Here is an 11,371-nt window from a genome sequence, read left to right as displayed (position 1 = left end):
ACCTTTTTCTCCGTCTGTTTTTTCGTTTCCGGCAAGTTTTTCAACGAATCACACAAAGCAGCGGATCAAACTCGCAAGCCGTCCCGTAAATGGCGTGAAGTTTTCTTGTTTTCGGGGGCATTTAGAGGTAGGATATAAAGTATATGGAATAATTATTCACTCAAGGGGGAGCACCATGAACAAAGGACAACGTCATATCAAAATCCGCGACTTGATTTCAAATCGCGAAATTGAAACGCAAGATGAGTTGGTCGACTTATTGAAATCTGCGGGCTATGAAGTGACGCAAGCGACCGTTTCCCGGGATATTAAGGAATTGCACCTGGTTAAAGTCCCGTTGCAGGATGGACGCTATAAATACAGTTTGCCTGCCGATCAGCGCTTTAATCCGATGCAGAAACTGCACCGGGCGCTGACCGATGCATTTGTTAGCATCGATGGAGCGAGCCATTTTCTGGTCATGAAAACCTTGCCGGGCAATGCACACGCAATTGGTTCATTGATCGACCATCTGGACTGGGAAGAAATCCTCGGCACGATTTGCGGCGATGATACATGTTTGATCATTTGCCGCGATGTCGAACATCGAGAAGTGTTGAAACAACGTTTGATCGAAATGCTTTAATAAAGAGGTGGATGTATATGCTGCGTGAATTGGACATACGCAATTTTGCGATTATCGATACATTATCGGTCAGTTTTACGGAAGGTATGACGGTCTTGACTGGAGAAACGGGCGCCGGGAAATCAATCATCATCGATGCCGTGCATTTATTGGCGGGCGGGCGCGGCAGCCTGGAGTTTATTCGACATGGTGCCCAAAAAGCCGAAATCGAAGGCTTGTTCCATATTGAAGGCCATGTGCATCCGGTATACAAAAAACTAGAGGACTTCGGCATTCAAGCGAGCGACGGCGATGTGCTGCTGCGGCGTGAACTGAACGGCAAAGGAAAAAATGTCTGCCGCATCAACGGCAAACTTGTGACCATTTCGATTTTACGGGAAGTGGGGGCAGCATTGATTGATATCCACGGCCAGCACGAAACACAAGAGCTGATGGACGAAAAGCAGCACCTCCATTTATTGGACCAATTTGCCGGCAAGTCATTGACGAAAGCGAAAGAAGGATATACCCATACATTTGACAAGTACACGAAATTAAAACGTGAGTTCGCAAGTTACAATGAAAATGAGCAGCAGATTGCACAGCGCATCGATTTATTGACTTTCCAATTGCGCGAGATTGAAGAAGCCCAGTTAGTGCCGGGAGAAGAAGAAGTTTTACTCGAAGAACGCAAACGTTTGCAGAATTTCACCAAAATCTTCGAGTCGATTTCACAGGCGCATGAAGCCATTCAAGGCGAATCGAAAGGGCTCGATTGGGTCGGCAATGCCATGTCTGAACTTGAGCACGCGGCGGCTGTCGATGAACAATTCCAGGAAGCTTCAGAATCTGTTGCGGGTGCTTTTTACCAATTGCAGGACACGTCGACAGAAATCAAGCGCGTATTGGATCAAATGGAATTCGATCCCGAGCGGCTCAATGAAATCGAGCAGCGCCTCGCGTTATTGCAATCGCTGAAACGCAAATACGGTGCTTCCGCTGAAGACATTTTGCTGTATCATGAAGAACGTACGGACGAACTCGATAAATTGGTCAACCGCGATCAGCGTTTGCGCCTCGACCAGGAAAAGCTGAAAGAACTGACCGAGGACTTGCGCATCGAAGCGGAGGAATTGACTTTGCTTCGGAAACAAGCAGCTGTAAAATTGTCGCGCGCAATCATGGAGCAATTAAAAGAACTCCACATGGGCAAAGCCTCATTTGACGTCAATTTCAGCCTGCTGCCGAAAGGGAAATTCGACCGTTACGGGCATGACAGCATCGCTTTCCATATTTCGACAAATGTCGGAGAGCCGCTGAAGCCGTTGACGAAAGTCGCTTCAGGCGGCGAATTGTCGCGTATGATGCTGGCTTTGAAAACCATTTTCTCGAAGCACCAAGGCATTACGTCGATCATTTTCGATGAAGTCGACACTGGGGTGAGCGGGCGGGTCGCGCAGGCGATTGCTGAAAAAATCGCTGCGATTGCGCGCCATTCGCAAGTGTTGTGCATTTCCCATTTGCCGCAAGTTGCTGCAATGGCCGATCAACATCTGTTTATCGAGAAAAAAGTGTCAAAAGAGCGGACAACGACCGCGGTGAAAGAACTGACCGGCAGAAAACGCACCGAAGAAATGAGCCGTATGCTGTCGGGAGCGGAAATCACTGATTTGACTATGCAGCACGCTGAAGAATTGTTGACTTTGGCGAAGGACCGGAAGCTATTGATGAAATAACGGTCCATACGTACTTTAGGAGAGAACAACATGAAGAAAATTAGAATCGCCATTGCCGATGACAACCGGGAGCTTGTAGAGTTGATGACGGAGTTCCTAACGGCGCAGCCGAATATGGAAGTGGTGGGTGTCGCTTATGACGGTCGAGAATGCATCGGCCTGCTGCAACAAGCCGAAGTGGATATTTTGCTGTTGGACATCATCATGCCTTATCTTGATGGCATTGCTGTCCTTGATGTGCTGCGCACCAACGAACACTTGAGTAAAATCCATGTCATCATGTTATCGGCGTTCGGCCAAGAATCGATCATGAGCCAGGCGGCTGACTACGGCGCTTCCTATTTCATCATGAAGCCATTTGAATCGGAGCGGCTCATCGTTCAAATCAATCATATTATGAAAAATGGCGACAATAGAGCCAAGGCTGGAGTAGTGACGATTGATGAGCTGATAACGATCAGATTGAAAGACATCGGCGTGCCGCCGCATCTGAAAGGCTATGTTTACTTGAAAGCAGCTGTCTCACTCGTTCAGCAGGAACCAACACTGCTCGGCAAAGTGACGAAAGAGCTGTATCCAAAAATCGCCTTGAAGTTCGATACGACAGCAGCACGGGTAGAGCGCTCCATCCGCCACGCCATCGAGCAAGTGTGGGTGCGCAATGAATCCGTCGCCCATATTGCTACTGTCATCGGTTATAGTGAGGCGCATTTGCAGTCGAAGCCTTCGAACTCGGAGTTTATCGCCATGATCGTCGACAGCCTCGGCAGGCAAGAGCAGTGAATTTATGTGAACCGATACCTTCAATGGGTATTGGTTTTTTTGTGCACGCGGGCGCCATATAAAAAATGTAGTAAACTACATAAGGTTATTTTTAAAAAACCAAAAAACAGCCATCACGGAGCTCCAACATTTTTAGCCAGCAGACAACATGTTACAATAAATGATATAAAGCACCCTATTCCTAAGGGGGAGTTACTATGTGTAGAGTGGAAATCTATGCGCATCGCGGAGCTTCCGGCGTTGCGCTGGAAAACACGTGGAAAGCATTCAACATGGCTCATCAGCTCGGAGTCGGCATTGAGCTGGATATCCAACTGACGCAAGATGGAATCGCTATAGTCTACCACGACGAACAATTAAAGCGCCTGACCGGAACAAAAGCGAACATTTCGGATGTTCCGTTTCAAGTCTTAGAGCCTGTAAAGGTCCGCAAACTTTTTAAACGTTTCGGCAGCCATCAGATCCCATTGGCCTCTGATGTATTCGATTGGGCATTCGCAAAAAAAATCCCACTTAACATCGAACTGAAATCCTCCATAGCACTGCATCCGTCCGGACCGGAAATCATCACCAATTTGCTCGATGGAATGGAAAACTTTCATCTTTCCTCTTTTGACATCGGGCTGCTCGAAAAAATGAAGAGTTTGCGCCCGGATATCGAAGTAGCCTGGATCATGAAAAAAGCGAAGCAATTGAATGAATTGGAGGACTATGGTTGGGTCGATAGCATCCATTTCCATAAAAAATTCCACCGAGCAAAATGGCTGGAACCGATTGCGGCACTGGACAAGCCCATTCGACTTTATGGTGTGATAGGCAATGAACGGTTTTTACGCTCGCTTCACCCGTCCGTTAAAGGGCTCATCACCGATTACCCGTCGCGCATTGCTTAGAGGCATTAAAGATCGGAAAAAAAGACAGCCCGGAAATGAAATTCCGCGGGCTGTCTTTTTTTGTTTGATCCAAACCTTGCATGCTTTATCGTTTTTGGAAGCGTTCAGAAACATTGCCCTTTTTGCGGTCGCGGTTCAACAGAAAACCGGCAAAAAAAGCGATGCCGATCACTGTGAAAAGCGTACCGAGCGTAAACTGCATCCACAAAGCCGGATACGGTTCGAGCAGTTTATTGAAAAGGGTATCCCGCATTAGTTTGATGCCATAGGCGGCCATGATACCGGGAATCAGCAAAATGATAAATGCAATCAATCGTCCCATCTATTCCACATCCTTCATCGTCTATTGTTTCCAATCTGCTCAAAGTTGTCAAGAATTGTCCCCTGCGTTAGTCTAGAAGTAACTGTGCAGACTATTGCACGAATTGACTTGGAAAGGTTTGAAGGAAATTGCAAAAAGTAATTATTATTGGGGGGGGCATCGGCGGCTCGGCCATTCTGAAACTGCTGGTGGAATCCGGATTGTTTCATGTTGAAGGGGTTGCGGACATCGATGCTGTGGCGCCTGCTTTGCTAGTAGCTTCAAAATACAATATTGCCACCGCTTCGGATTACCGTGAGTTATCTAAAACCGTTGATATTGTGTTCAACGTGACAGGTGATGATGAGCTGACACAGCGCTTGCGCCGATATTACCCGCCGCGCACCGTCATCATCCCGGGTAGTGTCGCGAATATATTCGTCCGTCTGATGGACGAGAAAGAGCATTACATTAATCGGTTGAGCAACGAAAGCCACAAAGGCTCCATCATTTTCAACTCGATCGATGAAGGCATGGTTGGAATCGACTGCAATAACCACATCAATTTCATCAACCGCAGTGCAGCACGCATGCTTGGCGTGGAACAGCAAAACGCGATTGGCCGCCATATTCATGAGCTCATTTCGATGAGCGAACTTCCGAGGATCGCCCAAACCGGCAGAACGGAACTAAACAGGGAATTGGAATTGAAGGACGGCTCGAAAATTGTCACGAGCCGTTTTCCAATGATCGATGAGACCGGTGAACTAATCGGGGCGTTTGCGGTTTTTAAGGATATTACGGAAGTTGTGTCGCTGGCAGAAGAAATCACCGACTTGAAAGAAATCCAGACGATGCTCCAAGCGATTATCCAGTCGAGCGATGATGCTATTTCCGTTGTTGATGAAAAAGGCAACGGCTTACTGGTCAATCCGGCTTATACACGCATTACGGGACTGGAAATGGACCAAGTGATCGGCCGGCCGGCATCCGCCGATATTTCTGAAGGCGAAAGCATGCACTTTAAAGCGCTTCAGACCCGCAAGCCGGTGCGCGGCGTCAATTTGAAAGTTGGCCCAGCGAAACGCGAAGTCATTGTCAATGTCGCGCCGATTATCGTCGACAATCAATTAAAAGGCAGCGTCGGCGTTATCCACGACACGACGGAAATCCGTTCGCTCATGAAAGAACTGGACCGTGCGAGGAGCATCATAAGGACCTTGGAATCGAAGTATACGTTTGATGATATCATCGGATTGTCTTCGGAGATGCAATTGTCCTTGCAACAGGCCAAGCTCGCCGCACAGACGCTCGTGACGGTGCTGTTGCGCGGTGAATCAGGTACTGGTAAGGAATTGTTCGCACACGCCATACACAGCGCCAGTGAACGCCAGTTCAATAAATTTGTGCGCGTCAACTGTGCGGCGGTGTCGAGTGAGCAGCTCGATGCGGAATTGTTCGGCTACGAAGAAGGTGCTTTGCCAGATAATCGGACAGGGACAAAGCGCGGATTATTGGAAGAAGCGAATAAAGGCAGTATTTTTCTGGATGAGATCGGAGAGTTATCGCCGCAGATCCAAAGCAAACTACTGAGGGTGCTGCAAGAGCATGAAACCTTGCGGATCGGTGGGACCAAACCGATTCCGGTCAATGTTCGTGTCATCGCATCGACCAATGCCAATATGGAAAAGGCGCTGCTTGACGGCACGTTCCGGGAGGACCTGTATTACCGCCTGAACCGCATGCCAATCTTGATTCCGCCGCTGCGCAGCAGAAAACAGGACATCCCGCGCATCACTGACCGTCTGCTGATGAAATTGAACCAGGAATACGGCCGTAATGTGGAGAGCCTATCGGACAAAGCGCTTCAGTATTTAAAGATGTATGACTGGCCGGGCAATGTCCGCGAACTCGAAAACATTCTAAGCCGTTCGATGATCTTCATGCAGATGAACGATAACATCATGACCGAAGAACACATTCCCCTCAACATGCTGAAGTCTAAAGAAGCGAAAAATGAAGTGGTCATCCCGACATCCGCGCCTTTGCAGGAGCAATTGGAAACGCTAGAACGCAGCATACTCCACCGGACGCTTGAAGAAGCAAAAGGCAATAAATCAAAAACAGCAAAACAACTCGAAATTTCCTTGAGGACCTTGTACTATAAATTGGAAAAATTCAGACTATTATAAGGTTTTGCAACTCTTTGCAAGGTTTTGCAAGAATTTGCAAAGAGAAGGCCGCTATTTCGTAAATAAAACGCTTACATCCCTTATATCCCAAGCTTTCTTCTGTTTTAATTAAAAAGAATGAGGTGATAGATATGACCACTTTACAGAGCATCGCCGATGAAATCGACTTGTCCAATGAACATGCTGTCGCAGTCGCAGCAGCCGCTGATTCAGCTGTACTCGAAGCCATCAGCTTAGCGCTTGAACAGAATTTGGCAAGCTTTCATCTATATGATGACGAAACAACGTTAAAACAATTGATCTCAACTGATTTCCCCCATTTGAAAAACCACCCGAAGCTATCAATCCATCATGCCAAGGGACCGCAGCAAGCGGCAAAAGAAGCTGTCCGGGCCGTGTTTCACAATGACGCCAGCGTCTTGATGAAAGGACATATACCGACAGCCACATTAATGAAAGCTGCACTCAACGCCGATTACGGACTGCGTACCGGCAAGGTTTTATCCCATGTCGCAGCTTTTGAAGTGGAGGGCTATGACAAGCTCATCTTCGTCACGGATGCCGGCATGAATCTTGAACCGACGCTGCAGGAAAAAGCTCAGATCATCCGCAATGCGGTGCACGTCGCGCATTCAGTAGGCGTCACTATGCCGATTGTTGCAGCTCTTGCGGCGGTGGAAATCGTTAATCCTGCAATGCAAGCTACTTTGGATGCAGCAGCGCTGACGGCGATGAACAAGCGCGGGCAAATCACGGATTGCATAGTGGACGGACCGCTAGCTTTAGACAACGCCATTTCCACAGAAGCCGCGAAACATAAAGGCATCGAAGGAGATACAGCTGGCAACGCAGACATTCTGCTCGTGCCGAATATCGAAGCGGGCAACATCCTGTATAAATCACTGGTCTACTTTTCCAAAGCCAAAGTCGGTGGCATCATCGCAGGCGCTAAAGCGCCGATCGTATTAACATCGCGCGCCGACAGTGCAGAAAGCAAATTATTCTCGCTCGCTTTAGCCTTGCGCTCAGCGACTTTATAAAGAGAAACTTCAATCAGAGAGGCTTTACCCCACTGATTTTCAGGTGATCTAATCGGACTATTACGGCCCGTTGATCTCCCACTTAAAAAGCGGGAGTGTTACGGTCCATTAAAGCAGGATAAACTACTAGGAGGAATTATACAATGGAAATTTTCAAAAAAATGGAAGAACACGACTACGAGCAATTGGTATTTTGCCAAGATAAAAACTCAGGGCTTAAAGCCATCATTTGCATCCACGACACGACGCTTGGGCCGGCTCTCGGCGGTACGCGCATGTGGAACTATGAAACAGAAGAAGAAGCAATAGAAGATGCAATCCGCCTCGGACGCGGAATGACTTATAAAAATGCAGCAGCCGGCCTGAACCTTGGCGGCGGAAAAACCGTCATCATCGGCGATCCATTGAAAGACAAAAACGAAGAAATGTTCCGCGCTTTCGGCCGTTATATCCAAGGCTTGAACGGACGCTATATTACAGCAGAAGATGTAGGGACTACTGTAGCCGACATGGACATGATCCATGAGGAAACAAATTTCGTAACAGGAATCTCACCAGCATTCGGTTCTTCAGGCAACCCGTCACCAGTCACTGCTTACGGTTCTTATATCGGAATGAAAGCTGCGGCTCTTGAAGCATTCGGCGATGATTCACTCGAAGGCAAAACAGTCGCAGTCCAAGGTGTCGGAAACGTCGCATATCCACTTTGCGAATACTTGCATAAAGAAGGCGCGAAATTGATCGTCACAGATATCAATAAAGAAGCGGTTCAGCGTGCAGTCGACGCATTCGGCGCAACAGCTGTCGAGCCAAATGAAATCTATGCAGTAGAAGCGGATATCTTTGCACCGTGTGCGATGGGCGCGATCATCAACGATGAAACGATTCCACAATTAAAAGTGAAAGTGGTCGCAGGATCTGCGAACAACCAATTGAAAGAAGAACGCCACGGCAATGAACTCGAAGCTCGCGGCATCGTTTATGCACCGGACTTCGTCATTAACTCAGGCGGCGTCATCAACGTAGCGGATGAGCTTTACGGCTATAACAACGAACGAGCCATGAAACGTGTCGAGACGATCTACGATAGCATCACACGCATCTTTGAAATTGCGAAGCGCGATGGCGTGCCAAGCTATATCGCGGCTGATCGCATGGCGGAAGAGCGCATCGAGCGCGTCCGCAAATCAAGAAGCCAGTTCTTGCGCAACGGCCACGGCCATGACATTTTAAGCAGACGCTAAAGTTGAAAGAAGAAACGGAGGGATCGATGTGCAAAAACAGCTGAATCGAATTCTGGTCATTAATCCCGGCTCAACTTCGACAAAGATCGGCGTTTTTGACAACGATGTCCAGATCCTTGAAAAAACTATCCGCCACTCCACTGAAGAGTTGGCGGATTTCCCTGCCATTATTGACCAGTTTCAATTTCGTAAACAAACCATATTAGAAGCATTGGATAAAGAAGGCATGAACGTCTCGAAACTTGCTGCTGTATGCGGTAGAGGCGGGTTGCTCCGGCCGATCGAAGGCGGTACGTATGCCGTCAATGAAGAGATGCTCGAAGATTTGCATGAAGGCTATTCCGGCCAGCATGCATCCAACCTCGGGGGCATCATCGCACATGAAATTGCCGAAGGTCTTAACATTCCTGCATTTATCGTCGATCCGGTGGTCGTCGATGAACTGGCCCCGATTGCGCGCGTATCCGGATTTTCGCTCATTGAACGCAAGTCGATCTTCCACGCGCTCAACCAAAAAGCAGTCGGAAGGCGCTATGCGAAAGAAACTGGGCGTGCTTATAAGGAGTTGCGCCTAATCGTCACGCATATGGGGGGCGGCATTACAGTCGGTGTCCATGAAGACGGAAAAGTCATCGATGTCAACAATGGTTTGCACGGCGATGGCCCGTTCAGTCCAGAACGGGCGGGCACGGTGCCTGCCGGTGATTTAGTCGAATTGTGTTTTTCCGGACAGTATTACCGCGATGAAGTTATGAAAAAATTGGTTGGGCAAGGCGGCTTGGTCGGCTATCTCGGAACCAATGACGCTGTGACGGTCGAAAAACGCATCCAAAAAGGCGATAAAGAAGCCGCGCTGATCTATGATGCAATGGCGTATCAAGTAGCGCGAGAAATCGGCTCCGCCAGCGCCGTCTTAAAAGGCCAAGTGGACGCCATCATTTTGACGGGCGGCTTAGCGTACGGCAAAGACTTCGTCAAATCAATCTCTGAACGGATTTCCTGGATTGCGGACGTCGTGGTCCATCCCGGAGAAAATGAATTGCAGGCGCTCGCAGAAGGTGCGAGCCGTGTTCTAGATGGCGAAGAACAAGCGAGAATATATCCGAACGGTTAATCAATCTCAAAGGAGGAATACCCTATGGCTCAAAATTACGATGTCGTCATTTTAGGCGGCGGTACGGGCGGTTATGTCGCAGCGATCCGCTCAGCACAGCTCGGACTCAAAACAGCTATTGTTGAAAAAGGCAATTTAGGCGGCACATGCCTGCACCAAGGCTGTATCCCGAGTAAAGCATTATTGCGCAGTGCAGAAGTATACGCGACGACCAAAAACCATGCAGCAGAGTTTGGCGTCATCACGGGTGAAGTATCGCTCGATTTCTCCCGCGTCCAACAGCGCAAGCAGGGAATCGTCGATCAATTGCACGCAGGCGTCCAAGGCTTGATGAAAAAAGGCAAAATCGATGTGTACGAAGGCATTGGCCGAATTCTCGGACCTTCGATTTTCTCTCCAAACCCGGGTACGATTTCGGTAGAAATGAACAACGGCGAAGAAAACGAAATGTTGATTCCGAATAATGTCATCGTTGCAACCGGCTCACGGCCACGGACTTTGCCAGGACTTGATATCGATGGTGAATTGGTCATGAGTTCAGATGAAGCGCTTGTGATGGCAGAGCTTCCGAAATCCATTTTGATCGTCGGCGGCGGCGTCATCGGAATCGAGTGGGCATCGATGCTCAACGATTTCGGCGTCGAAGTGACGGTTCTCGAATACGCAGATCGCATCGTTCCGACCGAAGACAAAGACATTTCCAAAGAAATGCAGAAATTGCTGAAGAAAAAAGGCGTGACCTTTGCAACCAGCGCGAAAGTTTTACCGGAAACGGTCGAAAAAGGTGATGGCAAGGTCACGATCCAAGCCGAGATTAACGGCACCAACGAAACCTTTACAGCTGAGAAAATGCTGGTATCTGTCGGCCGCCAAGCGAACGTGGAAAACATTGGAATCGAAAACACGGATATTATCGTCGACAAAGGATTTATCCAAGTGAAAAATACATTCCAAACGAAAGAATCCCATATTTATGCGATCGGCGATGTCATCGGCGGCATGCAGCTCGCGCACGTAGCTTCTCACGAAGGCATTACAGCAGTCGAGCACATCAAAGGAAACGCACCGCATGCTATCGATTATGATCTCGTTTCCCGCTGCGTCTACTCGAATCCGGAAGCGGCGAGCGTCGGGATTACAGAAGAGCAGGCGAAAGAACAAGGCTTTGACATAAAGGTCGGCAAATTCACCTTTAAAGCAATCGGCAAAGCGCTCGTTTACGGCGAGTCTGATGGCTTTGTCAAAATCATTGCAAACAAAGAAACAAACGATATTCTCGGCGTTCATATGATCGGACCGCACGTAACGGATATGATTTCAGAAGCAGGACTTGCGATGGTCCTCGATGCAACACCATGGGAAATTGCGGACACGATCCATCCCCATCCAACGCTTTCAGAAGTCATGGGCGAAGCAGCTTTGGCGGTAGACGGCAAAGCGATCCATAGTTAAAGGAGGAAATTC

Annotated in this window: 10 protein-coding genes; 9 read left to right on the top strand and 1 reads right to left on the bottom strand. The window is 48.4% G+C overall.

Annotation, left to right across the window (positions count from 1 at the left end; all coding sequences use genetic code 11):
* Positions 1–175 precede the first annotated feature (175 nt).
* The 4 genes from ahrC to J7E21_RS05600 all read left to right on the top strand — a co-directional run bounded on the left by ahrC (position 176) and on the right by J7E21_RS05600 (position 4,016).
* On the top strand, positions 176–625 hold the full coding sequence (ahrC, locus tag J7E21_RS05615) for a transcriptional regulator AhrC/ArgR (RefSeq protein ID WP_215105499.1): 450 nt from the start codon (positions 176–178) through the stop codon (positions 623–625).
* 17 nt (positions 626–642) lie between these two features.
* Positions 643–2,340, top strand: coding sequence for a DNA repair protein RecN (recN, locus tag J7E21_RS05610; RefSeq protein ID WP_215105497.1), 1,698 nt, complete (start codon positions 643–645; stop codon positions 2,338–2,340).
* A gap of 30 nt (positions 2,341–2,370) precedes the next feature.
* Positions 2,371–3,123: a sporulation transcription factor Spo0A gene (gene spo0A, locus J7E21_RS05605; protein WP_215105495.1), complete on the top strand. Its 753-nt coding sequence runs from the start codon at positions 2,371–2,373 to the stop codon at positions 3,121–3,123.
* Between the two features lie 197 nt (positions 3,124–3,320).
* Positions 3,321–4,016, top strand: a complete 696-nt coding sequence (locus J7E21_RS05600) for a glycerophosphodiester phosphodiesterase (protein ID WP_215105493.1) — start codon at positions 3,321–3,323, stop codon at positions 4,014–4,016.
* Positions 4,017–4,101: 85 nt separating this feature from the next.
* Here the strand turns inward: J7E21_RS05600 and J7E21_RS05595 are convergent, their stop codons facing one another.
* Positions 4,102–4,338 carry a DUF2627 domain-containing protein gene (locus J7E21_RS05595; RefSeq protein WP_215105491.1) on the bottom strand — a complete coding sequence of 79 codons (237 nt, stop codon included), beginning with the start codon at positions 4,336–4,338 and terminating at the stop codon, positions 4,102–4,104.
* Between the two features lie 128 nt (positions 4,339–4,466).
* On the opposite strand from J7E21_RS05595, the gene J7E21_RS05590 reads away from it, so the two are divergent.
* The 5 genes from J7E21_RS05590 to lpdA all read left to right on the top strand — a co-directional run bounded on the left by J7E21_RS05590 (position 4,467) and on the right by lpdA (position 11,359).
* A complete protein-coding gene (locus J7E21_RS05590) occupies positions 4,467–6,509 on the top strand; it encodes a sigma-54 interaction domain-containing protein (protein WP_215105490.1) in 2,043 nt (680 codons plus the stop codon).
* A gap of 131 nt (positions 6,510–6,640) precedes the next feature.
* Positions 6,641–7,549 (top strand): phosphate butyryltransferase, encoded by a 909-nt coding sequence (yqiS, locus tag J7E21_RS05585; protein WP_215105489.1) that lies wholly within the window; start codon positions 6,641–6,643, stop codon positions 7,547–7,549.
* A 143-nt stretch (positions 7,550–7,692) separates the two neighbouring features.
* Positions 7,693–8,793: a Leu/Phe/Val dehydrogenase gene (locus tag J7E21_RS05580; RefSeq protein WP_215105488.1), complete on the top strand. Its 1,101-nt coding sequence runs from the start codon at positions 7,693–7,695 to the stop codon at positions 8,791–8,793.
* A 28-nt stretch (positions 8,794–8,821) separates the two neighbouring features.
* On the top strand, positions 8,822–9,907 hold the full coding sequence (gene buk, locus J7E21_RS05575) for a butyrate kinase (RefSeq protein ID WP_215105487.1): 1,086 nt from the start codon (positions 8,822–8,824) through the stop codon (positions 9,905–9,907).
* A gap of 24 nt (positions 9,908–9,931) precedes the next feature.
* Positions 9,932–11,359: a dihydrolipoyl dehydrogenase gene (gene lpdA / locus J7E21_RS05570; RefSeq protein WP_215105486.1), complete on the top strand. Its 1,428-nt coding sequence runs from the start codon at positions 9,932–9,934 to the stop codon at positions 11,357–11,359.
* Positions 11,360–11,371 lie beyond the last annotated feature (12 nt).

Source organism: Planococcus sp. ISL-109 (assembly GCF_018613655.1).
Classification (GTDB): domain Bacteria; phylum Bacillota; class Bacilli; order Bacillales_A; family Planococcaceae; genus Planococcus.
Note: the sequence above shows the minus strand (reverse complement) of the source record. Positions and strands in the feature narration are given on the sequence as shown.

Bases quoted from the DNA above. Each gene is read 5' to 3' on its own strand.
- yqiS (WP_215105489.1), top strand. From the start codon at position 6,641: ATGACCACTTTACAGAGCATCGCCGATGAAATCGACTTGTCCAATGAA.
- spo0A (WP_215105495.1), top strand. From the start codon at position 2,371: ATGAAGAAAATTAGAATCGCCATTGCCGATGACAACCGGGAGCTTGTA.
- J7E21_RS05580 (WP_215105488.1), top strand. From the start codon at position 7,693: ATGGAAATTTTCAAAAAAATGGAAGAACACGACTACGAGCAATTGGTA.
- ahrC (WP_215105499.1), top strand. From the start codon at position 176: ATGAACAAAGGACAACGTCATATCAAAATCCGCGACTTGATTTCAAAT.
- lpdA (WP_215105486.1), top strand. From the start codon at position 9,932: ATGGCTCAAAATTACGATGTCGTCATTTTAGGCGGCGGTACGGGCGGT.
- recN (WP_215105497.1), top strand. From the start codon at position 643: ATGCTGCGTGAATTGGACATACGCAATTTTGCGATTATCGATACATTA.
- J7E21_RS05595 (WP_215105491.1), bottom strand. From the start codon at position 4,338: ATGGGACGATTGATTGCATTTATCATTTTGCTGATTCCCGGTATCATG.
- J7E21_RS05600 (WP_215105493.1), top strand. From the start codon at position 3,321: ATGTGTAGAGTGGAAATCTATGCGCATCGCGGAGCTTCCGGCGTTGCG.